Consider the following 24,004-nt stretch of genomic DNA (forward strand, 5'->3'; position numbering starts at 1 on the left):
CGCCGGGGCGGGCCGTGCCACCGCCGGCCGACCCGGCCGAGCGTCGTGCGCGGGCCACCCAGTCGTTCTGGACCGCGGTCGTCGGGGTGCCGGCCGTCTTCTCGGTGCTGCGGCTCGGCGTCGAGGCGGGCGGCGAGTTGCAGACCACGCTGCTGCTGGTCGCCAACGTCGGTACGGTGAACCTGCTGGCCGGCTTCCTCACCACCGCCGCCGCGCTGCTCTCCACCGCCCTGGTCGCGGTGTTCGCGCTCGGCGCGGTGCTGCGGGTCAGCGTGGACCGGATGCCGCCCGGAATCCGTCGGCCGCTCTTCGCCCGCTGGGTGGACAGCACGCCGGCCTGGTTCGCGGTGGCCAGCTTCCTGCTCGCGCTGGGCACCTGGCCGCTGCTCTACCTGCCACTGCTGCTGCCGGCGTTCGTGGCCGCGTTCCAGCTCGGCCCGGAACGGCTGCACGAGCAGCGGGTGCCCCGGCTGCTGCTGCTCGCCGCCGGGTTCGCCGGATACCTCTGGCTGCTCGGGCCCACCCTGCTCGACGCCGGCCGGCAGGGGGAGGCGCTGGCGCTGGCGCTGCTTGTCGTACCCCCGGTGCTGGCGTTGTTCGTGACCGGTCCGCTGCCGGCGGCGGTGGTCCGGCCGCTCGCCTCGGTCACCGAGGCGGCGGTGCTGGCCATGCTGGTCTGGGCCGCGCTGCCGGTGATCAGTACGCCGGTGCTGCCGCTGACCGTCACCACCGTCGAGACGGCGCCCGGCGTCACCGAGGACGTCCGCGGTCACGTGGTCACCGTGGACGACGTCGACGTGGTGCTGCTCCAGGAACGTGGTGGCGTCCGCTACCTGCCGGTCGGCCAGGTACGCGCGCAGGTGCTCTGCCCGAGCGAGGACGAGCTGCCCCGGCGGCAGCTCCGGGTGCGTGACTTCCACGTGGAGGATTCACTGCTGGAGGGGCTGGGTCGCCGGGTCCGCCCGGTTCACCGCATCGACGCCGCCTGCCGCACGGTCCGCTGACCGGCACGGCTCGCGATCTGCCCCGAACCCGGGTCAGCGTGTCTTGCGGAGTAGGTCGGCAAGGTCGGCCGCCTCGGCCAGCTCGTCGCCGAGCGGGGTTCCCGCGTCGGCGACCGCTGCGTTCCACAGCAGCTCGGCCGGGGTGTCGGAGGCCAGCCAGCGGTCCAGCGCGTGTCTCGCCCGATCGTCGGGTGCCGACCATCCGAGGATCTCCGTCAGGTGCCGAGTGACCGCCCCGTCCGGCAGCTCGGCGAAGGCCGCCAGGTACGGGCCGAGGTCCAGCTCCAGCGCGGCCACCGCGTCCAGGATGTCCTCCGCCGGATGCTCGGACGGCCACGAGGTCAGCGTCGACCGCCACCAGGCGCGGAGGAAGTCCTCCACCGCGCTCCGCTCGACGGGCGTCCAGTCCGCCCAGTGCCCGGCGATCCGGCGGGCCAGCGTGTCCGGCCACGACTGGTCGACCATCTCGCCGGCGGCGTACGCGGTCAGCAGTCGGGGCACCAGGTGCGGCAGCTCGTTCCCGTCACCCCAGGTGCCGGGGTTGGACAGGTAGCTGCCGAGTTGGTCCGGCGTCAACGCGCGCAGCGGCGTACGCCGGAAGCGGTCGACGTCGGCCGGCTCCACGCAGTGTTCGCACGCCGCCATGTCGTCCGGCATCGGGTGCCGGGCGAACACGGCGTACAGCCGTTCACCCGCCCGCTCCACCTCGCCCGCTCCCACTCCGCCAGTCTCGCCGACCGCTCGGGTGGAACGCCACGGCTGTCACACGGGGTCGGAGACAGCCACGGCGTTCCACCCACCGAAGGGTTGGAGACACCCCGTCAGTAGGACTTGTCCTGGGACAGGACGTGTTGGGCGACGAAGTTGAGGATCATCTCGCGGCTGACCGGGGCGATCCGGCCGGCGCGTACGGCGCCGAGCAGCGTCGCCACGCCGTACTCGGTGGTCATGCCGGCCCCGCCGAGCGCCTGGACGGCGGTGTCCACGGCGAGCGCGGCGGCCTCGCCGGCCGCGTACTTGGCCATGTTGCCGGAGACGCCGGCCTCCAGGTCGCGGCCGGCGTCGTAGAGGCTGGCCGCCTTGTAGATCATGAGCCGGGCCAGCTCCACCTGGACGGCGGCATGCGCGAGCGGGTGCGAGACGCCCTGGTGCGAGCCGATCGAGCGCCCGCCCCAGACCTTGCGGGTGGCGGTGTAGTCGGACGCCTTCTCGACGGCGTAGCGGCCGGTGCCGGCGCCCATCGCGGCGACCGTGATCCGTTCCGGGTTGAGCCCGGCGAACAACGCCGGCAGGCCGGCGTCCAGCGACTCACCGACGAGCGCGTCGGCGGGCAGCCGGACGTCGTCCAGGAAGAGCTGGAACTGGTTCTCCGGGGACAGGATCTCCATGTCCAGCTTGGACTTCTCCAGGCCGGGCGCGTCGGTCGGCACGATGAACAACGCCGGCTTGAGCTTTCCGGAGGAGGCATCCTCGGTCCTGGCCACCACCAGCACATGGTCGGCCTCGTCGACCCCGGAGATGTAGACCTTGCGGCCGGTGAGCAGCCAGTCGTCGCCGTCGCGGCGGGCCACCGTGCCGAGGCGGTGGAAGTTCGACCCGGCGTCCGGCTCGGTGATCGCGAAGACGATCTTCTGGGAGCCGTCGGCGAGGCCGGGCAGGTGCTTCTTGCGCTGCTCCTCCGTGCCGTGCTTGTTGATCACGGTGGCGGCGATGGCGGGGGAGACCACGAGCAGCAGCAGCGGGCAGCCCGCCGCGGCCAGCTCCTCGCACACAAGCGCCAGTTCGGTGATGCCGCCGCCCCCGCCGCCGTACTCGGTGGGGATGTTGACGCCGAGGTAGCCGAGCCGTCCGGCCTCGTGCCACAGCTCGGTGGTGTGTTCTCCCGACTTGGCCTTGGCCACGAAGTAGGGGTGGCCGTACCGGCGGCCCAGCGCGCGTACCGCGTCGCGGAGCTGGTCCTGTTCGGGGGTGAGGTCGAAGTTCACTGCGGGTCCTCCTCGGGGTCGACCACGGCCAGCACGGCACCCGTCTCCACCTGGCCGCCGGGCGCGACCGGCAGCTCCGCCACCACGCCGTCGGCCGGGGCGAGCACGGGATGTTCGAGCTTCATCGCTTCCAGCGTCAGCAGCAGGTCACCGGCGGCGACCCGTTGGCCGACCTCGACGTGCACCCGGGTCACCGCGCCGGGCAGCGGCGCGAGCAGCGACCCGGCCGCCAGCTCCGCGGTGGGCCGGGGCAGCCGCGGCAGTTCGGTGAGGCTCGTCGCCCCGTCCGGGCCGTCCACGAAGACCGACGACCCCACCCGGTGTACGCGGAACGCGCGCCGCACCCCGTCCACGTCGAGCACCACCCGCTCCGGCGTGGCCGACACCAGCTCCACCGGCGGTTCCGGCTCGGTGTTAAGCGGGGCCCCTTCCTCTACCGAATGCGTTAAGAAGGGGCCCCGCCTTGCCCACTCGGCGAGGGTGTTGGTGCGGGTGAGGCGGTAGTGGATCTCGATGTCGGTGAAGCGGGTTACCTGGGGGACGGCCGGCACGTTGCGCCAGCCCGACGGCAGCCCGGCCAGCACCGGTGCGGCGGCCCGGCGCGCGGCGGCCCCGGACAGCGCCGCCGCCAACGCGGCCAGCGGGAGCTGGTCGGCCGGCAGCAGCGGCGCGAAGACCTCGGGGTGCCGGTCCAGGAAGCCGGTGTCGACGTCGGCGGCGGCGAACTCGCCGCTGCGCAGCACCCGGACCAGCAGGTCCCGGTTGGTGGCCACGCCGTGCAGCTCGGCCCGGGCCAGCGCGCCGGCCAGGGCGCGGGCCGCCTCGGTGCGGGTGGGCGCCCAGGCGACCAGCTTGGCCAGCATCGAGTCGTAGTGCACGCTCACCGTCGAGCCGTCCACCACGCCGGAGTCCAGGCGCAGGCCCCGGGTGGGCCCGAACTCGGCGTCGACGCCGGGGATCGCGAACCGGTGCAGCGTGCCGGTGGCCGGGCGGAAACCTTCGGCCGGCTCCTCGGCGCAGAGCCGCACCTCGATGGCGTGGCCCTGCGGGGCAGGTGTGGCCGGGACCGGCAGCGGTTCGCCGTCGGCGACCAGCAGTTGCAGCCGGACCAGGTCCAGGCCGGTGGTCAGCTCGGTGACCGGGTGCTCGACCTGGAGCCGGGTGTTCATCTCCAGGAAGTGCACCTGCCCGTCCGGCGCCAGCAGGAACTCCACGGTGCCCGCGCCGACGTAGTCGACCGCCCGGCCGGCCGCCACCGCCGCGGCGTGCAGCCGCTCGCGCACCTCGTCGGGCAGCACCCCGGGCGCCTCCTCGACGATCTTCTGGTGCCGGCGCTGGATCGAACAGTCGCGTACCCCGAGCGCCACGATCGTGCCGTGGGTGTCGCCGAAGATCTGCACCTCGACGTGCCGGCCACGCTCGACGTACCGCTCGATGAAGACCGTGCCGTCGCCGAACGCCGCCGCCGCCTCGCGGCGCGCGCCCGCGACGGCCTCGGCGAGCCCGGCCGCGTCGCGGACGATCCGCATGCCCCGGCCGCCGCCGCCGGCACTGGCCTTGACCAGCACCGGGAACGCGGTGACCTGGTCGGGGTCGGTCCAGGTGGGCAGCATCGGCACGCCCGCGTCGGCGAGCAGCGCCTTGGCCGCCATCTTGTCGCCCATCGCGGCGATCGCCTTGGCGGACGGGCCGACCCAGGTCAGGCCCGCGTCGGTCACCGCCGCCGCGAACTCCGCGTTCTCGGCGAGGAAGCCGTAGCCGGGGTGGACCGCGTCCGCGCCGGAGCGCCGGGCCGCGTCCAGGATGAGGTCGACCCGCAGGTACGTCTCGGCCGGCGTGTTCCCCGGCAGCCGGACCGCGTGGTCGGCCTCGGCGACGAACGGCGCGTCGGCGTCCGCGTCGGAGTGCACGGCGACCGTGGCCACGCCGAGCGCGCGGCAGGTGGCGAAGACCCGGCGGGCGATCTCCCCCCGGTTGGCCACCAGAAGTCGAGTGATCATCAGCGCTGAGCCTGCCTTTCGTTCGCGACTGCGGGACTCCGCTTCGCTGCGTTCCTCGCGCTCACGGCTACATCCGGAAGACGCCGAAACCGTCGGCGCCCTTCACCGGTCCGTTGTGGATCGCCGACAGGCAGAGCCCGAGGACGGTACGGGTGTCCCGGGGGTCGATCACCCCGTCGTCGTAGAGCCGGCCGGAGAGGAACAGCGCGCCGGACTGCGACTCGATCTGCTGCTCGACCATCATCCGCATGGCGGTGTCGGAGTCCTCGTCGTAGTCCCGCCCCCGGGCCGCGGCGGCCTGCCGGGCCACGATCGACAGCACGCCGGCCAACTGCGCCGGCCCCATCACCGCCGACTTCGCGTTCGGCCAGGTGAACAGGAACCTCGGCTCGTACGCCCGGCCGCACATGCCGTAGTTGCCGGCGCCGTAGGAGGCGCCCAGGTTGACCGTCAGGTGCGGCACGGTCGAGTTCGACACCGCGTTGATCATCAGCGCACCGTGCTTGATGATGCCGCGCTGTTCGTACTCGGTGCCGACCATGTAGCCGGTGGTGTTCTGGAGGAAGACCAGCGGGGTGTCGGCCGCGTTGGCGAGCTGGATGAACTGGGTCGCCTTCTGCGCCTCCTCGCTGAACAGCACGCCCCGGGCGTTCGCCAGCACGCCGACCGGCCAGCCGTGCAGCTCGCCCCAGCCGGTCACCAGCGCCGTGCCGTAGCCGGGCTTGAACTCGTCGAACGCGCTGTCGTCGAGCACCCGGGCGAGGACCTCGCGCGGGTCGAACGGCACCTTCAGGTCGGCGCTGGCGATGCCGAGCAGCTCCTCCGGGTCGTACCGGGGTGGCAGCGGGGACGGGGTGCGCGGCGGCGGGCCGCCCTTGCGCCAGTTGAGCCGGCGGACGCACTGCCGGGCCAGCCGGATGCCGTCCCGCTCGTCCTCGGCCAGGAAGTCGGCCAGGCCGGACGTGCCGGCGTGCATCCGCGCCCCGCCCAGCGACTCGTCGTCGGTGACCTCGCCGGTGGCCATCTTCACCAGCGGCGGCCCGGCCAGGTAGACCTGCGACCGGTCCCGGATCATGATGGTGAAGTCCGACATGCCGGGCACGTACGCGCCGCCGGCGGTGGCGTTGCCGAACACCACGCTGACCGTGGGGATCTTCGCCGCGGAGAGCCGGGTCAGGTCGCGGAACACCCGCCCGCCGGGAATGAAGATCTCCGCCTGGGAGGGCAGGTCCGCGCCGGCCGACTCGACCAGGTTCACCATCGGCAGCCGGTTGGCCAGCGCGATCTCACCCGCCCGACGCGTCTTCGCCAACGACCACGGGTTGATCGCGCCGCCGCGTACCGTCGGGTCGTTCGCCACGATCAGGCACTCCACGCCCTCGACCACGCCGATCCCGGTCACGGTGCTGGCGCCGACCGGGAAGTCCGTGCCGTACGCGGCCACCGGCGACAGTTCCAGGAACGGGCTGTCCGGGTCGAGCAGCAGCTCGATGCGTTCCCGGGGGAGCAGCTTGCCGCGCTTGTGGTGCCGGGTCACGTACTTCTCGCCGCCGCCGGCCCGCGCCTGGTCCAGCGCGGTCTCCAACTCGGCGAGGCGCTCCAGCAGCGCCTCCCGGTTGGCCGCGAAGGCCGGTGCGGAGGTGTCGATCGCAGTCTGGAGAACGGTCACAGGCCCATGCCCTTCGCGATGATCTCGTTCATGATCTCGGTGGTGCCGCCGCCGATGCCGAGGATGCGGGCGTCCCGGTAGTGCCGCTCGACCTCCGCGTCGCGCAGGTAGCCGAAGCCGCCGTGCAGTTGCAGCGCGGCGTCCACCACGTGGTCGCAGGCGGCCACCGCCACGTTCTTCGCCATCGCCACCTCGGTCACCACCGGCTGCCCGCCGACTGCTCCAGGTCGCGGCGCGACGCCAGACGCGCCGAGCTGGAGTGGTCGAGCCACCCGCTCGGCCACCTCGTGCACGTACGCGCGGGCCGCCTCGGCGCGGGTGTGCATCTCGGCCAGCCGGTGCCGGACGAGCTGCCGGCTGGCGAGCGGGCGGCCGAACGTGGCGCGGTCCCGGCACCACCGCACCGCCAGGTCGACGCAGCGCTGCGCGGTCGCGTACGCACTCGTGGCCAGCGACAGCCGCTCGGCGGCGAACTGCTGCATGATGGCCAGGAAGGCGGTGTCCTCCGGGCCGACCCGGTTCGCCACCGGCACCCGGACGTCGACGAAGGACAGCTCGGCGGTGTCCGAGCAGTGCCAACCGAGCTTCTCCAGCCGCCGGCCCACGGTGAACCCGGGCGTGCCCTTGTCGATCACCAGCAGGCTGAGCGAACCGGAGCCGGGAAAGTCGGTGCAGACCGCGGTGGTCACGAAGTCCGCCCGGACGCCGCTGGTGATGTACGTCTTCGCGCCGTTCACCACGTAGTGGTCGCCGTCGCGGACCGCGCAGGTCCGGATGGCGGCCACGTCCGAGCCGCCGTCCGGTTCGGTGATCGCCAACGCGCCGATCATCGTCCCGCCCAGCGTGGGCCGGACGTACGTGTCGATCAGGTGCTCGTCCTGCGCCGCGATGATGTGCGGGAGCGCGATGCCGTGCGTGAACAGCGCGGCGATCAGCCCGGACGAGCCGCCGGAGCGGATGATCTCCTCGGTGACCACGATCGAGTCGAGCAGGTCGCCGCCGCTGCCACCGACCGACTCCGGGAAGCCGATGCCGAGCAGCCCGACCCGCGCGGCGGTCTCGTGCAGGGAGCGGGGCACCTCACCGGCCCGCTCCCAGTCGGCCAGGTGCGGCAACACCTCCCGGGTGACGAAGGCGCGGGTCAGCTCGCGAAGTTGGCGACGCTCCGGGGTGTCCACGATGGTCATGCCGGCACCTCCGCCGGCAGGTCGACCACCCGGGCCCGGAGCAGCTCGCCGAGCGCCTTGGCCTGCGGGTCGAACCGGGTGGACGCGGCCACGCCCGGCCCGAGCAGCCCACGGATCACGAAGTTGACCGCGCGCAGGTTCGGCAGCTCGTACCGCTCCACGGTCAGCGGGGCGGTCTCCGGCAGCAGCTCGGCCAGCCGCGCCACGGTCAGCCAGCCGCGCAGCCAGGCCCAGGTGGCGTCCGTCCGGGCCCAGACGCCGAGGTTGGCGTCCCCACCCTTGTCCCCCGACCGCGCCCCCACCAGCTCCCCCAGCGCCCCCCGCCGGGTGGCGGGTAAGGCGGGGGCCCCGCTTAACGCATTCGGTAGAGGCGGGGGCCCCGCCAATCGCCTCGTGACCGAGGGCGGCGGGATGGGCACGCGCTCGCCGGAGGGGAGCACGGCCACGTGTTCCACCGCGTCCTGCGCGACCGCGTCGGCGGTGAACACGCCGTACGGTGTGGCGTCGCCGGGCAGCGTGGTCAACGTGCAGCCCGGGTAGGAGGCCAGCGCCAGCTCCACCGCCGCCGCCGAGAACGCCCGCCCGGCCCGCGCCTTGTCGACGTCACGCAGGTGTACGTGCAGCAGCGCGCTCGCCGCCTCGGTGTCGGCCGCGTCCGGGTGGTCGGTGCGGGCCAGCGTGAACTCCAGCCCGTCCGGGCCCACCGCGTCCGTCACCTGACCCCGGACCAGGTCCGCCTTGGCCGGGATGTCCAGCCCGCACAGCACGAACGTCATCGAGTTGCGGAAGCCGCCCAGGTTGTTGACGCCCACCTTGAGTGTGTCCGGCGGGGGCGTGCCGCGTACGCCGGAGACGCGTACCCGGTCCGGCCCCGCCTGCTCCAGCCGGACCGTGTCCAGCCGGGTCACCACGTCCGGCCCGAGGTAGTCCGGCCCGCCCACCTCGTACAGCAGTTGCGCGGTGACCGTCTCGACGGTGACCGCGCCGCCGGTGCCGGGGTGCTTGGTGAGCACCGACGTGCCGTCCGGGTGCAGCTCGGCGATCGGGAAGCCGGGGCGCCGGCCGCCGTCCGGCAGTTCGGTGAAGAAGCTGAAGTTGCCGCCGGTGACCTGCGCCCCGCACTCGATCAGGTGCCCGGCCACGGTCGCCCCGGCCAGCGCGTCGAGGTCGTCCCGGGTCCAGCCGAACCGGGCGATCGCCGGGCCGACCGCCAGCGACGCGTCGGTGACGCGCCCGGTGACCACCACGTCCGCGCCCGCGTCGAGGCAGGCCGCGATCCCGAACGCGCCCAGGTACGCGTTCGCGGTCAGCGCGTCCGGCCGCTGGAGCGCGTCGCCCTCGACGTACCCGACCCGCACGTCGAGGCCGAGTCGCGTCGCGAGCGACCGGATCGCGTCGGCCAGCCCGGCCGGGTTGAGGCCGCCGGCGTTGGTGACCAGCGTGACCCCGCGCTCCGACGCGGTGCCGAGCACGCCCTCCGCCTGCCGCAGGAACGTCTTCGCGTAGCCCAGCGACGCGTCACGCATCCGGTCGCGACCGAGGATCAGCATGGTCAGCTCGGCCAGGTAGTCGCCGGTCAGCACGTCCAGCTCGCCGCCGTCGAGCATCTCCCGCCAGGCGGCGAACCGGTCGCCGTAGAAGCCGGACGCGTTGCCGACGCGCAGCACCCCGCTCATGGGCGGGCCTCCGCCGCCCGGCCGGCGCCCGGCGGGCCGGCGAACGCCTGGGCCACGTCCAGCCACTCGTCGGCGACCGGCCCGGTCGCGACCAGGGACAGGTCGGCGCGGTGCCGGCGCTGCGTGACCAGCAGGCAGAAGTCGAGCGCCGGCCCGGTCACCCGGTCGGTCGCCGCTGCCGGCCCGAAGGCCCAGACCTCGTCGCCCGCCGGTGCGGTGAGTTCGACCCGGACCGGGTCCGTCGGCACCGGGCGGCCGTGCGCGGCGAAGCTGTGCCCGAGGGTACGGAAGCCGAGGTGCGCGACGTGCCGCAGCCGGGCGGTCGGGGCGCGGGTGACACCGAGCGCGTCGGCGACGTCCTCGCCGTGCGCCCAGGTCTCCATGAGCCGGGCGGTGGCCATCGAGGCGGGCGACATCCGGGTGCCGTACCAGGGCAGCTTCTCGCCGGCCGGGGTGGCGGCCAGGGCCGCCGCGAGCGCGGTGCGGCCGTCCCGCCAGCGGGCCAGCAGCGCGGCCGGTGGGGCGAGGAAGGACTCGGCCCCGTCGTCGACCAGCCGGGCCGGGTCGGGCGCGGACAAAACCGAGGCGTAGAACGCGTCGCTGTCGGTGGCGGCGAGCCCGGCCACGTGGTCGGTCCAGGCCAGGTGGGCGATCTGGTGGGCGACGGTCCAGCCGGCGGCCGGGGTGTCCCGGGCCCAGTCCTCCGGTGGCAGCCCGCTGACGAGCGCGTCGAGCTGGTCGGACTCGGCGGTGAGATCCGCGAGCAGTGCGGTCGCGTCGACCATGGTGCCTCCGGGCGGGTGGGCCGGTCAGGGGGCGTCGGGGGTGAGCAGGGTGGCGAGTTGGCGCTTCCACATCCGCAGCAGGGCGGTGCGGCGGGGTGAGTCGTCGCTGAGCAGGTTGGCCACGCCCAGCCCGCGGAGCAGGTCGAGGGTGGCCTGCACGGCCTCGCGGATGCCGGGCCGGCGTTCGTCCACGCCGAGCAGCTCGACGGTGAGCCGGTGCATCTCCCGGCCCACCGTGGCCTCCAGCGGCACCAGCGCGTCGCGCAGCTCGGCGTCGGTGCGGGCGGCGACCCAGAGTTCGAGGGCGGCGACGAAGAGCGGCCCGGTGAAGGCGGCGCCGAGCAGGTCGATCACCCGGTCCAGCCGTCGCGGGCCGGCCGGCAGCGCGTCCGCCTCGGTGCGCAGCTCCACCGCCCGGCGTTCGGCGAGATGGGCGACGGCGGCGGTGACCAGGGCGGCCTTGGTGGGGTAGTGGTGCAGCTGGGCGCCCCGGGAGACGCCGGCCCGGGCGGCCACCACCGTGGTCGTGGTGCCGGACCAACCGTGTTCGATCAGGCACTCGACAGTCGCCTCCAGCAGCCGGGCCTGGGTGGCGCGGCTGCGTTCCTGCTGCGGGACGCGGGTCGGTGCGGTGGGCACGGGGACAGCGTCCCGCCCGGGAAACAAACAGTCAAGCCTGACTTTTTCTGGCGCCGCTATCCGACACCCCTCGAACGGTCCGTTCCGCGATACTGTGCTCGGTTCACGGGGAGGCACGACGATGGATGAATTCGTGCTGGTCGGCGGCTCCGGTTTCCTGGGCGCCGCGACCGCCGAGGCACTGCTGGCCGCCGGTGCGCGGGTGACCGTCGTGGACCGGCATCCGCCGGCCGGCACGGTCACCGGCGCGCCCGACTGGATCCGCGTCGACCTGCTGGTCGACGACCCACCCGAGCTGCCGCCCGGCCTCGTCGTGGTGCTGCTCGGCGCCAGCGAGCCGCGCCCCCGCCGGCCCTGGACGCTGCCGCTCGACAACGCGGTCAGCACCGCCCGGGTGCTGCCCCGGCTGGCCGGACGCCAGGTGGTGCTCACCTCCTCCGTCGAGGTGTACGGTGCCGCGGCCGGTCCGCTGACCGAGGAGACCCCGCCCGACCTGCCGTGGTCCGTCGAGGAACTCGACGGCTGGTGCGCCGCCGCCCGCGAACTGGCCCGGACGCCCTGCCCGCCCTGGCGGGCCGCCCCGCTGGCCCGGGCCATGGCCGACGCCGACCCGACCGGCCGGTGGACGTACGCGATGGCGAAGCTCGCCCAGGAACGGCTCGTCGCCGGCGCGGTCGACCCCGACCGGCTGGCCGTGCTCCGGCTCGCGAACGCCTTCGGCGCGGGACAGCACCGGGTCGCCACCCGGCTGGTCCGCCGGGCCCGCCAGGGGCTGCCGCTGCCGGTCACCGCGGACGCCGTACGCAGCTTCCTGCCCGCCGACGCCCTCGCCCGGATTCTGCTCGACGGGATCGGCCCCGGCGTCTGGAACGTCGGCGGGGAGCCGGTGTCCCTGGTCGACCTCGCCACCTGGATCCGTGACCTGTGCGGGTCGTCGGCGCCGCTGCTGACCACACCCCGGCGTACGCCGGACAGCTCCGGCCTGGTGGTCACCGACAAGCTGACCGCCGCCGGTCACCGCGTGCCGCCGCTCCGCCAGGGCCTGGCCGAACTGGTCGAGGCGGTCGACGCCGACCGGGCGCCCGTGTTCCGGCCGCCGCTGCCGGTCGTCGTGCCGCCGCCGCCCGCCCACCCCGACCTGGTGGCCGACCGCCAGCAGGCGGCGCTCACCAGCGGCGAGGTCAAGCACGGCAACCGGTGGACGCGGGAGCTGACCGAACGACTGGGCAAGGAGCTGGAACTCGACGACGACCACCGGGTGCTGGTCACCGCGTCCGGCACCGCCGCACTACGGATCATGGTGGCCGCCACCGTCGGCCCGGCCCGCCCCGGCGACGTGGCGGTGCTGCCGTCGTACACGTTCCCCGCGACGGCGGAGATCCTGGTCCAGCTCGGGTACGCGCTGCGCTTCGTCGACGTGGACGCCGCGACCTGGACGCTCGCCCCGGCGGCCGTCGCCAGCGCCATCGCGCGGGGCGGCGTACGCGTGGTGCTCGGCGTGGACACCTTCGGCAACCCGTGCGACTACCCGGCCCTGCGGGCGGTCTGCGACCCCGCCGGCGTGGCGCTGCTGGCCGACTCCGCCGCCGCCCTCGGCAGCCTGCACCGGGGCCGCCCGGTGGCACAGCAGGCGCTGGCCCACTCGTACTCGATGAGCTTCGCCAAGGTGGTCTCCGCCGGTGGGGCCGGCGGCGCTCTGGTGCTGCCCGCCGACGCCGCCGAGGCGGTGCTCGCCGCGCCGGCCGGCTGGACCCGCTCGGAGCTGATGAACGAGCTGCACGCCGTCGTCGCGGTCGACCAGCTCGCGGAGCTGGACACGCTGGTCCGCCGGCGGGGCGAGGTGGCCGAGGTGTACGCCGCCGCCGCCCGCACCCTGCCGGTGGAGTTCCAGCAGGTCCGCCCGGGGGACCGGCACTGCTGGGTGCACTGGGTGGCCCGGATCGCCGACCGGGACCGGGTGGCGGACGCGCTGGCCGTGCTCGGCGTGCAGACCAAGCCCTACTTCGCGGCGATCCACCGCGGCCCGCTCGGCGGCGGCGAACGGCTGCCGGTGACCGACCGGCTGGACGCCGAGGCGCTCGCGCTGCCGATGTCGTCGGAACTCACCGTGGAGCAGGCGGAACGGGTGGTCGCCGCGCTGCGCCGCTGCCTGGGCTGAAGCTCGCCGGCACCGGCTGGCGGGCCGGGCGGTCAGGCGGGCGGTCAGGCCGGGCGGCGGCCGGTCACCAGCAGTTGCTTGCCGGCGTCGGCGAGGACCGGGTCGTCGCCGAGCCGGCGCTCCAACGCCAGCAGCGCGTCCCGGTCGGCGGCGAGCCGCCCGGCCAGCCCGGCCCGGCCCAACGGCCCGGCGCTGACCAGCAACCCGGCGCTGCGGACCTCGACCAGGCCGGCGGCGGTGAACGCGGCCGCCAACCGGGCGCGGTCCAGCAGGTGCAGGTCGGCGGCGTGCCCGTCGGCCCGCCAGACGCCCCGGCGCCGGGTCAACCGGTCCACCGCCTCGTCGTCCCGGCCGGCGCCGACCAGCTCCAGCACCAGGCCCACCAGCGAGTCGACGAGCACCGCCAGCACCCCGCCCGGACGCAGCCAGCCGGCCAGGTGCCGGACCGCCCGCTCGGGATCGGCGGTGTATTGCAGCGAACCCATCGCCAGCACCGCGCCGGCCGTGGCGGGCAGCGTCACCTCCGTCATCGAGCCCTCGACAAGCGTGAAGCCGGGGCCGGGCGGGCGGCGACGCAACTCGGCGACCATCCCCGGGGCCTGCTCCACGCCGGTCACCGGATGGCCCAGGTCGAGCAGGCGTCGGGCCCAGCGGCCCACGCCGCAGCCGGCGTCCACCACCGGGCCGTCGGGCGGCAGCAGCGCGCTGACCCGCTCCCACGCCAGATCGTCGTACGCGCGCCGGTGCGGCACCGCGAAGTGCTCCTCGTAGCCGGGCGCCAGCGCGTCGTACAGCGGCTGGCTCGGGCGCATCGGCTCAGACAAGGCTGCGCCGCCCGCGTCGCCACTGCCGGTCGGCCAGGTAGGTGCCCGGCCGCCAGCGCAGGTTGAGGCTGTAGTTGCTGCCGCAGCCGACGCACTCCTTGCGGAACAGTCGCGCGTGCTCGGCGCGGTACTCCGGGGCGTCGACGATCTCGGCGATCGGGCGCTGCCGGACCGAGGCGGTCGGGTCGTGCGCCCAGCAGCCGCCGATCTCGCCCCGGGAGTGCACCATCAGCTTGAGCTGCGACTCGGCGCAGGGCAGGTCCCGTTGCACGAGATCGTCGAAGTGCCCGCGCAGGTACCGCAGCTCCGAGTAACGCGGCAACCACCGCTGGTCCGCCCGGGCCATCGCCTCCAACTCGGCCAGCGCCACATCGAGCCGGTCGCCCGCCACGTCGGTCTGCCCGGTGACCGCGTCGGTGCGGAACAGGAACGTCCGGTCGGTGACCAGGTTGAGATAGAGCGCCACGCCCAGTTCCTGGGCCAGCGCCGCGATGCCGGGCAGGCTGTCCACGTTGTCCCGCATGACGGTGAAGTTCATCCGCACCTTCAGGCCGAGCCGGTCGCGCTCCGCGATCAGGTTCCGCAGGTGCCGGGTGGTCGTCTCGAACGCGCCGAGCCGGCCCCGGATCCGGTCGTGCACCAGCGCCGTCGGGCCGTCGACCGAGACGTTGAAGCTGCGTACGCCCGCGGCGAGCACCTCGTCGAGGACGGGCGGGGTGAGCCGGATGCCGTTGGTGTTCAGGTGCAGGTGGCGCACCCCCACCTCGCGGGCGTACGCCATCAGGGTCACCGCGTCCGGCCGGATCAACGGCTCACCACCGGTGAAGTTCACCTTGTGGATGCGCATCGCGACGAGTTGGCGCAGGACGTCCCGCCACTCCTCGGTGGACAGCTCACCCTTGGTGTTGGTGGTCCAGCAGCCGCAGCTCGTGCAGCGCAGGTTGCAGTTGTCGGTGAGGAACAGCTCGGCGACCAGCGGCCGGACGTGCAGCCGGGGCGCGACCCGCTCCTTGATGGCCAGCCGGCCGAAGAACCAGGCCAGCCGCGCCGTGTCGGCCACGCTCACGGCTGCCTCCGGACGGGGTGGATGATGTTCACGGCTGCCTCCGGGCGACGACGAAGAGGTTGGCCGCGCGGAACAGCCGGCCGTCGAGGTGGATGCCGCGCTCCAGCAGGCGGCGTACCGGCCCGCCGGTGAGCAGCGCCGGGATCTGCAACCACCGCCAGAACAGGTTGGCGCCGGTGACCGTGGTCGGCGCGAAGCCGGCCGCGCGCAGCAGGTCGAGCAGGTCGGCGGTGCGGTAGTTGGTGTGCCGGTCCCGGCCGACCGACATGTCCCCCCGCAGGTCGTTCGAGAGGTCCGCGAACCGGCTGTGCCACACCTGCGACCCGAACCGCCACGAGTAGACGCGACGGTGCAGCCGGGGGAAGTCGAACTTCGCGTTGTCGGGGTCGAGGAAGCTGAACACGTGCCGGCGCGGCACGGTGAGCACCAGCAGCCCGCCGGGGACGAGCACCCGGCGCGTCTCGGCGAGCAGCGCGGCCTCGTCGGGCACGTGCTCCAGCACGTCGAGCAGACTGACCGAGTCGAAGCGGCCGTCGGTGAACGGCAGCGGCCGACCGACCCGCAGCCGGTGCAGCGGCAGGTCGGGGTGGCGGGCGGCCAGCCCGGCGAGGTAACCGGGGTGCGGGTCGGCGCCCTCGCAGGTCACGGTGCCGTGTTCGTGCAGCGCGGCGAGGAAGTCCCCGGGGCCGCAGCCCAGGTCGAGGTGTCGGCCGGTGCGGCCGGCCAGCGCGGACCAGGCGAACGCGTACCGGCGCAGCGGGTGGGTGGCGAAGGGCTGCCGGCCCGCTCGGCGGGTCGCCTCGTCGGCCCGGTTCGTCGGCCCGGCCGGGCGCTCGTCGGCCCGGCTCATCGGCCCGGCCGGGCGCTCGTCGGCCCGGCTCATCGGACCAGCCGGGCGCAGAGCGCGTCCAACGTGGCGGCCAACCGGGCGCCGTCGACCGCGCCGGGCAGTGGTCGCTCGGCCAGCAACCGCCGTTGCCGCTCCGGGTGCGCGGCCACCACGGCCGGCAGGTCGGCGGCGTCCCACACCGCGATCACCCGGCCCGAACGCTCCTCGTCGCGCAGGTAGGCGACCTGGTGGTCGTTGCCCATCTCGCCCCGCGCGGCCTCCCGGGCCACCGCCACCGGCACCCGGCCGAGCCGCTGGACCAGGCGCACGGTGTTCCCCGCGTGGGTGATCACCACGTCGGCGGCGGCGAGCCGCTCGCGCAGGTCGTCCAGGGGCAGGAACGCCTCGTGCGGGCACGGCGGCGTCACGGTCGACGTGCCGGTCTGGACGAACACCTCGTGCGCGGCGCAGAGCGGCGCGACGCCGTGGATCAGGCGGTCGAACGGCCACGGACCCATGCCGACGGTGACCAGGACGCGGGCCATGGTCAGTAGAGCTCCCCGATGAGCACCGCGCGGGGGCGGGACGCCAGCAGGGCGGGGCGCTGCACCAGCACCGCGGCGGCGAGCCGGGAGCAGAGCCGGGCGGCGGAGCCGGCGGGCCCGGTCATGTTGAACGTCTCCAACCACAGCGACGGCACCCGGAGCAGACGGGCGGCGAGGAAGACGCCGACGGCCACGCCGGTGCCGGCCGACACCACCACGTCGGGTCGCTCGCGGCGCAGCAGCCGCAGCGCCCGCCAGGTCGCCGGCAGCACCCGCAGCCGGGTGCGGGTCGACAACTCGGGCTGCCAGTGCACCCGCTGCCCGGCCAACGCCACCTCGGTGTCGGGGGCCCGGACCGCGACCCAGACCGGATCGTGCCGTGCCCACCAGGGGCGGAGCGCCAGCAGGTCCAGCAGGACGCCACCGCTGCTGGAGACGAGAAGCACCCGGTACCGCCGTCCCATCAGGCCACGCTATCGCAGAGTCGCGACTCAGGACGCCCCCGTCCAGCGTGGACGTCGGGTACCCGTCAGCGACCGTCCCGGGGACCGAAGGCGGTGAGCGCGTCCAGGTCGGAGTATCCGCCGCGCAGGTACTCGTCGACCCACTGCGCCGCCTCCGGGAAGCCGGACCCGGCGACCACCTCGGCGCAGGCGGCGTCCACGTCGAACCGGGTGCGGCGCAACTGCACCCCCGGACCGAGCAGCGCCCACCAGGCGCCCGCGCCCCCGTACGGCATGCCGACACTGCCCGGGTTGACCACCAGGCGACGGTCGACCAACCGGGCGTACGGCATGTGGGTGTGCCCGCAGACCACGGTGCCGACCTCGGCCGGCAGGCCGGCGAAGACCTCGGCCCAGCGCTCCGGCCGCGAGTCGACGAGGACGACCTCCTCGTCGTCGCGGGGCGTCGCGTGGCAGAACAGCACGTCGCCGAGCCCGGCCACCGGCAGCGTGACGTGCGGTGGCAGCGCGGCCAGCCGGTCCACCTGGTCGTCCCGGAGCTGCGCGGCGGCCCAGTTGGCGACCTCGAACTCCGACGGCTTCCCGGCCCGCGCCTCGACCAGCTCCCGCTCGCCGTTCCCGCCGACCCAGCGGGCGCGGTCGCCGAGCGCGGCGAGCCGGTCCAGCACCTCCACCGGCTGTGGGCCGGACGCGATGTCACCGGTGAGCACGATCAGCTCGGCGGCGGCCACGTCCGGCTCGGCCAGGACGGCCTCCAGCGCCGGCAGCACACCGTGGATGTCGGAGAGGACGGCGACGCGTTCGATCATCGGCCCAGCCTGGACGTCGGCCGCCGGGGACGTCCAGGGATTCTGCGTCGGGCAGACACGGCCCGGCCCGGACCGCGTGGGCGGGCCGGGCCGGGGAGCCGGGGTGGAGGTGCGGAAGGTCAGACCCGCGCGCGACGGGCCAGGCGCTCCGGGTCGAGGATGATGATGCTCTTGCCGTCCAGTCGCAGCCAGCCGCGCGAGGCGAAGTCGGCGAGCGCCTTGTTGACGGTCTCCCGGGAGGCGCCGACGAGCTGGGCGATCTCCTCCTGGGTGAGGTCGTGGGTCACCCGCAGCACGCCACCGTCACGGGTGCCGAACCGGCCGGCCATCTGGAGCAGGTTCTTGGCGACCCGGCCGGGCACGTCCGTGAAGATCAGGTCGGCGAGCGAGTCGTTCGTCCGGCGCAGCCTGCGGGCCAGCACCCGCAGGAGCTGCTCGGCGATCTCGGGCCGGTTGTTGAGCCACGGCCGCAGGGCCTGCTTGCGCAGCCGGACCAGCCGGGTGTCGGTGACCGCCGTGGCGGTCGCCGTGCGCGGGCCGGGGTCGAACAGCGACAACTCGCCGACCATGTCCGACGGGCCCATCACGGCGATCAGGTTCTGCCGGCCGTCCGCCGCGCGGCGACCCACCTTGATCTTGCCGGACAGGAGGATGTAGAGACTGTCACCGGGCTCGCCCTCGTTGAAGACGACCTCGCCCTTGCGGACCTCGATCGTCTCCATCTCCTTGGCGAGCGCCTCGGCAGCCTCCGGGTCGACACCCTGGAAGATCCCGCTGCGGGCCAGTACCTCGTCCATCGCGCACCTCCGCCTGCGCGTGCCGTCCGTCGGCCCGGGTCCGCCGTCCGCTGATCCCTCGCGCGCCGCCAGTCTAGGCGCACATGAGCAGGAATCGGAGGTGCACCCCTGGATCCGGCCCCGCGACGCCGGGCCGGGCGCCACCGGTCCCCACCTGATCGTAAGGTGACCGGCGTGCTGTGCGAGCCGATCCTGACCAGCCGGTCCGAAGCCGGGTGGGACATCCCGCTGCTCGTCTGGCGGGCCGAGACGCCGCTGCTGGCGGTCGGCTCCGCCCCGCTGGGCGGGGGGATCGGCGTCCGCCGGTGGGTGGTCAACGCGACCGTGCCGATGACGTACGACCGGGACGACCCGGCCGCCCACCTGGCCGAACTCGCCCGCGACCTGGACCTGGGCGGGCCCGGGGTCGGGCTGCTCACCGGCGTGGACGTGACCGAGGTGGTGCACCGCGGCGACGCCGGCGTCCGGGTCTGGGCGACGGTCGGCCTGGGCACCCCGGTCTGGGCCGCCGCACCCGCGTCGGCCGGCGGCGACCGGGCCACCGCCGAGGACACGCCGGCCGGGCCCGCGCCGGCCCCCCGGGTCGGCACCGTCAACATCGTGGTGCACGTGCCGGTCCGGCTCGGGGACGCCGCGCTGGTCAACGCGGTGGCCACCGCCACCGAGGCGAAGGCGCAGGCGATCTGGGAGCTGGGGCTGCAGGCCACCGGCACCGCCACCGACGCGGTCACCGTGCTCTGCCCGGCCGACGGCACGCCTGCCCCGTACGGCGGCCCGCGCTCGACCTGGGGCGCCCCGCTGGCCCGGGCCGTGCACGCCGCCGTGCGCGCCGGCGGCGCCCGTCCGGTCGTGCCCTGGTCCGACCGGCGGGCCGGCTGACGTGCGCAGACCGGTATTCCGACCATTCGGCCCTCGTCGCGGCGGCCCCGGGGCGGTAGCGTCGCCGACGATGTACGCTTCCGCCCACTCTGTGCCCCGTTCCCGCCGCGCCACCGGCCCCCGCCCGGTCGGTCCCGTGCCGCGCCGTGCCGTCCCCCGACCGCGCCTCGCCGCGCTCGCCGCGCTCTTCGCGGTCCTGCTCGCCGCCGGCTGCTCGGACTCCGGCGACGGCGACGGCCCGCTCTGGCAGACCGGGCAGGGCGGCGGGTCGACCGGGTCGGCCGGCCCCGCATCCGGCGACCAGCCGGCCGCCTCCGGCGAGTCGACCGAGCCGTCGATCTCGCTGACCGCGACCGGTGACGTGATCATGGGGAACGCGCCGAACCGGCTGCCGCCCAACGGCGGCAAGGGCTTCTTCGACGACGTGAAGTCCGCGCTCAAGGGCGACCTGGTGATGGGCAACCTGGAGGAGCCGCTCACCGACGACACCGGTGCCGGCAAGTGCGGCCCGAACCCGCAGAACTGCTACCAGTTCCGGGCGCCGCCCGGCTACGCCGCGCACCTGCGCTCGGCCGGGTTCCAACTGCTCAACCAGGCCAACAACCACGGCAACGACTACGGCCAGCAGGGCTACGAGAACACCCAGTCGGCGCTGGAGGCGCACGGCCTCAAGCACACCGGCGCGCCCGGCGAGATCACCGTCGTGGACGTCAAGGGCGTCAAGGTGGCAGTGGTCGGCTTCTCGTCGTACCCCTGGTCGAACAGCCTGATCGACCTGGACGCCGCCAAGCAGGTCATCGAGATGGCCAAGGGGATGGCCAAGCTCGTGGTGGTGCAGGTGCACATGGGCGCCGAGGGCGCGGACAAGACCCGGGTCAAGCCCGGCACCGAGATGTACGTCGGGGAGAACCGGGGCGACCCGATGCGTTTCGCCCGTACCGTGATCGACGCCGGCGCGGACCTGGTGATCGGGCACGGCCCGCACGTGCTGCGGGGCCTGGAGTTCTACCAGGGCAAGCTGATCGCCTACAGCCTGGGCAACTTCGCCGGCGGCGGGAAGTCGTTGCAGAGCGCCGGCCGGCTCGGCTACGGCGGGGTGCTCAAGGTGTCGCTCACCGCCGAGGGCCGCTTCGTCGGCGGCACGTTCACCTCCACCGTGATGAACGGCGTCGGCCGACCCTCCGTCGACCGGCAGGACCGTGGCCTCGGGCTGGTGCGCGAGGTGACCCGGGCGGACTTCCCGGACACCGGCGCGAAGCTCGACGCGAGCGGCAAGATCAGCGCCCCGGCGGGTGGCTGAGCGCACGCCACCCGCGTCGACCCACCGGGGCGTCGGCCCCGCGACGTAGGCTGGCCGGCGTGACCACGCGCTCCCCCGAGACCGACCTCGGCCGTACGCGTCGGGCCCGCCGCATCGGGCGGGTGCTGACCGAGACCCACCCCGACGCGCACTGTGAACTCGACCACGGCAACGCGCTGGAGCTGGCGGTCGCCACGATCCTGTCCGCCCAGTGCACCGACAAGAAGGTCAACGAGGTCACGCCGAAGCTGTTCGCCCGCTACCGCACCGCCGCCGACTACGCCGGGGCGGACCGCGTCGAGCTGGAGGAGCTGATCCGGCCCACCGGTTTCTACCGCAACAAGACCAGCTCGCTGATCAACCTCGGCCGCGCGCTCTGCGAGCGGTACGACGGCGAGGTGCCCGGCCGGCTCGCCGACCTGGTCACCCTGCCGGGGATCGGGCGCAAGACCGCGAACGTGATCCTCGGCAACGCGTTCGACGTCCCGGGCATCACCGTCGACACCCACTTCCAGCGGCTGGTGCAGCGGTGGGAGCTGACCACCGAGACCGACCCGGTCAAGATCGAGCACGCGATCGGCGCGCTTTACCCCAAGCGCGACTGGACCATGCTGTCGCACCGGATCATCTTCCACGGCCGTCGGGTCTGCCACGCCCGCAAGCCGGCCTGCGGCGCGTGCACGCTGGCGAAGCTCTGCCCCGCGTACGGCACCGGGCCGACCGAGCCGGCCGCCGCGGCCAAGCTGCTGAAGGGCCCCCGCGCGCGGGACCTCGCGGCGGCCGTCGGCCTCGACCCGGACCTGGTGCCGCAGCAGGCGACCGTGGCGGACGTGCCGTGACCCGCCGGCTCGCGTTCCTGCTCGTCCCGCTGCTGCTGGCGGCGGGCTGCACCGCCACGGCCGAGGAGCCGGCCGGCCCGGCGTCGGCCACCCGCGCGGAGCGCCCCTCGCCGTTCGCCGACTGCGCCCCGCTGACCGCGGTGCCGGCCTCGGCCGCGCCGTCACCGGCCGGCAAGCCCGGTGATCCGCTGCCCGACCTGGCGCTCAACTGCTTCACCGGCGGCGCTCCGGTGCAGCTACGCGACGTGAAGGGCCCCGCCGTGATCAACGTGTGGGCGTCCTGGTGTCCGCCCTGCCGCAAGGAGCTGCCCGCGTTCCAGCGGCTCAGCGACCGGGCCGACGGCCGGTTCCAGGTGATCGGGGTGAACAGCCGGGACAGCCGCGGCGGCGCGCAGTCCCTCGGCGAGGACTTCGGCATCGACTTCCCGATGCTGCTCGACCAGGGCGACGCGTTCGAGCGCGCGCTCGAACGCAGCGCGTTCCCGCTGACCGTCCTGGTCGACGCGGACGGCCGGATCCGGCACATCGACGGCACCGGCGCGCTCGACGACGCCCGCCTCGCCGCGCTCGTCCGCACGCATCTCGGGGTGCGGGTGTGACCCGGACGCCGCCCGGATGGCTGGACCCGCTGCTGGGCCGGCTCGGCAGCGCCCGGGCCGAGGACTTCACCCAGCTCGCCACGCCGGAGACCGGCGGCCGGGAGAGCGCCGTGCTGGTGCTGCTCGGCGAGGAGCCCGGCGCCGGGCCGGACATGCTGGTCCTCCAGCGGGCCGCGACGCTGCGCAACCACGCCGGGCAGCCGGCCTTCCCCGGTGGCGCGGCCGACCCGGAGGACGCCGACGCCCGCGCCACCGCGCTGCGCGAGGCGAACGAGGAGGTCGACCTCGACCCGGCCAGCGTCACCGTGTTGGCCGAACTGCCCCGGCTGTGGATTCCGGTCAGCGACTTCGTGGTGACCCCGGTGCTCGCCTGGTGGCACGACCCGCACCCGGTCCACCCGCGCGAGCCGGCCGAGGTCGCGCACGTCGCCCGACTGCCGGTCGCCGAGCTGGTCGACCCGGACAACCGCATGCGGGTACGCCATCCCAGCGGGTGGATCGGCCCCGCGTTCTCGGTCCGCGGCATGCTGGTCTGGGGCTTCACCGGCGGCGTGATCGACCGACTGTTGGAGATGGGCGGCTGGGCCCGGCCCTGGCCCCGCTCGCGGGTGTGGGAGCTGCCGCCGGTCGGCGCCACCCCGGCCCCCTCGGCCGGCACCGACGCGGCCGACGAGAGCCCGGTGCGCTGATCACCCGCACGCATCCTCAGGTCACGTTCAGCGAGCGCTGAGCGGGCCACGGGCCCGGTGCCCGTACCCTTGGGGCGTGTCCGCCGTGGATCTCGTCCTGCTCCTGCTCATGCTCGTGTTCGCGATCAGCGGATACCGCCAGGGCTTCGTCGTCGGAGCGCTGTCGTTCTCGGGCTTCTTCCTGGGCGCGTTGCTCGGCCTCCAGGTCGGCCCGCTGATCGCCCGGCAGTTCGCGTCCAGCGGCACCCGGGTGCTGATCTCCCTGGTGGCGATCTTCGGGCTCGCCGTGCTGGGGCAGGCGCTGGCCGGCTGGCTCGGCTCCAACCTGCGCGCGGCCATCACCGGCCCGGCCGGCAAGAAGGTCGACGACGTCGGTGGCGCGTTCATCTCGGTCATCGCGGTCATGCTGGTGGCCTGGTTGGTCGCGGTGCCGCTGGGTTCCTCGTCGGTGCCCTGGCTGGCCGCCTCGGTCAAGGACAGCGCGTTGCTCACCGTGGTGGACCGGGTGCTGCCCGACCGGGCCCAGGAACTCTCCACCGCCCTGCGGGACACCGTCGACACCAACGGCTTCCCCGACGTGTTCAACGGCCTGGGCAGCACCAACGCCCGGCAGGTCTCGCCGCCCGACCCGGCGCTGGCCAACTCCCAGGTGGTGCAGAACAGCAAGCGGTCCGTGGTGAAGGTGCTCGGCTCCGCGCCGAGCTGCTCCCGCCGGATCGAGGGCTCCGGCTTCGTCTACGCCGACGACCGGGTGATGACCAACGCGCACGTGGTGGCCGGCACCCGTTCGGTGGCGGTGGAACTACGCGGCGAGCGGTACGACGGCGAGGTGGTGGTCTACGACCCGGATCGGGACCTGGCCGTGCTCTACGTGCCCGGGCTGCCCGGGCCGTCGCTGCGCTTCGCCGCCGGTGCGGCGGCCAGCGGGGCGGACGCGATCGTGCTCGGCTTCCCCCTGGACGGCCCGTACGACGCCCGGCCGGCCCGGGTGCGGGACGTCGACCGGATCACCGGGCCGGACATCTACTCCTCCGGGGACGTGACGCGGGAGATCTACACCATCCGGGCGCTGGTGCGCAGCGGCAACTCCGGCGGCCCGCTGGTCTCCTCGAACGGGCTGGTGCTCGGCGTGATCTTCGCGGCGGCGGCGGACGACCCGAACACCGGCTTCGCGGTGACCGCCGCCGAGGCGCGGTCGGTGGCGCTGGCCGGCGCGGAACGAACCCGGGGCGTGGCCACCGGCGACTGCACCTGAGCCGAC

At 74.5% G+C, this 24,004-nt stretch carries 23 protein-coding genes; 8 read left to right on the forward strand and 15 right to left on the reverse strand.

What is annotated here, in order from left to right; genetic code table 11:
- Positions 1-14 precede the first annotated feature (14 nt).
- The gene (locus tag ACLQ2W_RS23335; RefSeq protein ID WP_425788608.1) at positions 15-1,004 is read left to right on the forward strand and encodes a hypothetical protein; all 990 of its coding nucleotides are present in this window, start codon (positions 15-17) and stop codon (positions 1,002-1,004) included.
- Positions 1,005-1,037: 33 nt separating this feature from the next.
- Here the strand turns inward: ACLQ2W_RS23335 and ACLQ2W_RS23340 are convergent, their stop codons facing one another.
- The 8 genes from ACLQ2W_RS23340 to ACLQ2W_RS23375 form a co-directional block, all read right to left on the reverse strand.
- Positions 1,038-1,724 (reverse strand): hypothetical protein, encoded by a 687-nt coding sequence (locus ACLQ2W_RS23340; RefSeq protein ID WP_425788610.1) that lies wholly within the window; start codon positions 1,722-1,724, stop codon positions 1,038-1,040.
- Between the two features lie 101 nt (positions 1,725-1,825).
- On the reverse strand, positions 1,826-2,989 hold the full coding sequence (locus ACLQ2W_RS23345) for an acyl-CoA dehydrogenase family protein (RefSeq protein WP_425788612.1): 1,164 nt from the start codon (positions 2,987-2,989) through the stop codon (positions 1,826-1,828).
- Complete coding sequence (locus ACLQ2W_RS23350; protein ID WP_425788614.1) at positions 2,986-4,989, reverse strand: biotin carboxylase N-terminal domain-containing protein; 2,004 nt, start codon at positions 4,987-4,989, stop codon at positions 2,986-2,988. The genes ACLQ2W_RS23345 and ACLQ2W_RS23350 overlap by 4 nt, the downstream gene beginning before the upstream one ends.
- Positions 4,990-5,056: 67 nt before the next feature.
- A complete protein-coding gene (locus tag ACLQ2W_RS23355) occupies positions 5,057-6,658 on the reverse strand; it encodes an acyl-CoA carboxylase subunit beta (protein ID WP_425788616.1) in 1,602 nt (533 codons plus the stop codon).
- Positions 6,655-7,845 carry an acyl-CoA dehydrogenase family protein gene (locus tag ACLQ2W_RS23360; protein ID WP_425788618.1) on the reverse strand — a complete coding sequence of 397 codons (1,191 nt, stop codon included), beginning with the start codon at positions 7,843-7,845 and terminating at the stop codon, positions 6,655-6,657. The genes ACLQ2W_RS23355 and ACLQ2W_RS23360 overlap by 4 nt, the downstream gene beginning before the upstream one ends.
- Positions 7,842-9,521 carry an acyclic terpene utilization AtuA family protein gene (locus tag ACLQ2W_RS23365; RefSeq protein WP_425788620.1) on the reverse strand — a complete coding sequence of 560 codons (1,680 nt, stop codon included), beginning with the start codon at positions 9,519-9,521 and terminating at the stop codon, positions 7,842-7,844. The genes ACLQ2W_RS23360 and ACLQ2W_RS23365 overlap by 4 nt, the downstream gene beginning before the upstream one ends.
- Positions 9,518-10,306 carry a TIGR03084 family metal-binding protein gene (locus ACLQ2W_RS23370; RefSeq protein ID WP_425788622.1) on the reverse strand — a complete coding sequence of 263 codons (789 nt, stop codon included), beginning with the start codon at positions 10,304-10,306 and terminating at the stop codon, positions 9,518-9,520. The genes ACLQ2W_RS23365 and ACLQ2W_RS23370 overlap by 4 nt, the downstream gene beginning before the upstream one ends.
- Before the next feature lie 24 nt (positions 10,307-10,330).
- Positions 10,331-10,945, reverse strand: a complete 615-nt coding sequence (locus tag ACLQ2W_RS23375) for a TetR/AcrR family transcriptional regulator (RefSeq protein ID WP_425788624.1) — start codon at positions 10,943-10,945, stop codon at positions 10,331-10,333.
- Positions 10,946-11,066: 121 nt separating this feature from the next.
- Here ACLQ2W_RS23375 and ACLQ2W_RS23380 point away from each other — a divergent pair, with 121 nt between their 5' ends.
- Positions 11,067-13,103: a DegT/DnrJ/EryC1/StrS family aminotransferase gene (locus tag ACLQ2W_RS23380; RefSeq protein ID WP_425788626.1), complete on the forward strand. Its 2,037-nt coding sequence runs from the start codon at positions 11,067-11,069 to the stop codon at positions 13,101-13,103.
- 44 nt (positions 13,104-13,147) lie between these two features.
- Here ACLQ2W_RS23380 and ACLQ2W_RS23385 read toward each other — a convergent pair whose 3' ends face one another.
- The 7 genes from ACLQ2W_RS23385 to ACLQ2W_RS23415 form a co-directional block, all read right to left on the reverse strand.
- A complete protein-coding gene (locus tag ACLQ2W_RS23385) occupies positions 13,148-13,915 on the reverse strand; it encodes a class I SAM-dependent methyltransferase (RefSeq protein ID WP_425788628.1) in 768 nt (255 codons plus the stop codon).
- A 4-nt stretch (positions 13,916-13,919) separates the two neighbouring features.
- Positions 13,920-14,993 (reverse strand): radical SAM protein, encoded by a 1,074-nt coding sequence (locus ACLQ2W_RS23390; RefSeq protein WP_425788630.1) that lies wholly within the window; start codon positions 14,991-14,993, stop codon positions 13,920-13,922.
- A gap of 28 nt (positions 14,994-15,021) precedes the next feature.
- On the reverse strand, positions 15,022-15,876 hold the full coding sequence (locus ACLQ2W_RS23395) for a class I SAM-dependent methyltransferase (RefSeq protein WP_425788632.1): 855 nt from the start codon (positions 15,874-15,876) through the stop codon (positions 15,022-15,024).
- On the reverse strand, positions 15,873-16,367 hold the full coding sequence (locus tag ACLQ2W_RS23400; RefSeq protein ID WP_357299744.1) for a hypothetical protein: 495 nt from the start codon (positions 16,365-16,367) through the stop codon (positions 15,873-15,875). Before ACLQ2W_RS23400 ends, ACLQ2W_RS23395 begins: the two co-directional genes overlap by 4 nt.
- Positions 16,368-16,369: 2 nt before the next feature.
- Complete coding sequence (locus tag ACLQ2W_RS23405; protein ID WP_107159567.1) at positions 16,370-16,831, reverse strand: glycosyltransferase; 462 nt, start codon at positions 16,829-16,831, stop codon at positions 16,370-16,372.
- Positions 16,832-16,896: 65 nt separating this feature from the next.
- Positions 16,897-17,640, reverse strand: coding sequence for a metallophosphoesterase family protein (locus ACLQ2W_RS23410; protein ID WP_425788635.1), 744 nt, complete (start codon positions 17,638-17,640; stop codon positions 16,897-16,899).
- 119 nt (positions 17,641-17,759) lie between these two features.
- Positions 17,760-18,437, reverse strand: a complete 678-nt coding sequence (locus ACLQ2W_RS23415; protein WP_007073398.1) for a Crp/Fnr family transcriptional regulator — start codon at positions 18,435-18,437, stop codon at positions 17,760-17,762.
- A gap of 174 nt (positions 18,438-18,611) precedes the next feature.
- On the opposite strand from ACLQ2W_RS23415, the gene ACLQ2W_RS23420 reads away from it, so the two are divergent.
- The 6 genes from ACLQ2W_RS23420 to ACLQ2W_RS23445 all read left to right on the forward strand — a co-directional run bounded on the left by ACLQ2W_RS23420 (position 18,612) and on the right by ACLQ2W_RS23445 (position 23,998).
- On the forward strand, positions 18,612-19,316 hold the full coding sequence (locus ACLQ2W_RS23420; RefSeq protein WP_425789015.1) for an adenosylcobinamide amidohydrolase: 705 nt from the start codon (positions 18,612-18,614) through the stop codon (positions 19,314-19,316).
- Between the two features lie 136 nt (positions 19,317-19,452).
- On the forward strand, positions 19,453-20,616 hold the full coding sequence (locus ACLQ2W_RS23425; protein WP_425788637.1) for a CapA family protein: 1,164 nt from the start codon (positions 19,453-19,455) through the stop codon (positions 20,614-20,616).
- 59 nt (positions 20,617-20,675) lie between these two features.
- Entirely contained in the window at positions 20,676-21,455 is a 780-nt protein-coding gene (nth, locus tag ACLQ2W_RS23430) for an endonuclease III (protein ID WP_107159561.1), read from the forward strand.
- Positions 21,452-22,054 carry a TlpA family protein disulfide reductase gene (locus ACLQ2W_RS23435; protein ID WP_425788640.1) on the forward strand — a complete coding sequence of 201 codons (603 nt, stop codon included), beginning with the start codon at positions 21,452-21,454 and terminating at the stop codon, positions 22,052-22,054. Before nth ends, ACLQ2W_RS23435 begins: the two co-directional genes overlap by 4 nt.
- Complete coding sequence (locus ACLQ2W_RS23440) at positions 22,051-22,743, forward strand: NUDIX hydrolase (RefSeq protein WP_405091550.1); 693 nt, start codon at positions 22,051-22,053, stop codon at positions 22,741-22,743. Before ACLQ2W_RS23435 ends, ACLQ2W_RS23440 begins: the two co-directional genes overlap by 4 nt.
- A gap of 76 nt (positions 22,744-22,819) precedes the next feature.
- Complete coding sequence (locus ACLQ2W_RS23445; protein WP_281934339.1) at positions 22,820-23,998, forward strand: MarP family serine protease; 1,179 nt, start codon at positions 22,820-22,822, stop codon at positions 23,996-23,998.
- Positions 23,999-24,004: the final 6 nt, after the last annotated feature.

Source organism: Micromonospora sp. DT227 (assembly GCF_049841835.1).
Taxonomy (GTDB): domain Bacteria; phylum Actinomycetota; class Actinomycetes; order Mycobacteriales; family Micromonosporaceae; genus Micromonospora.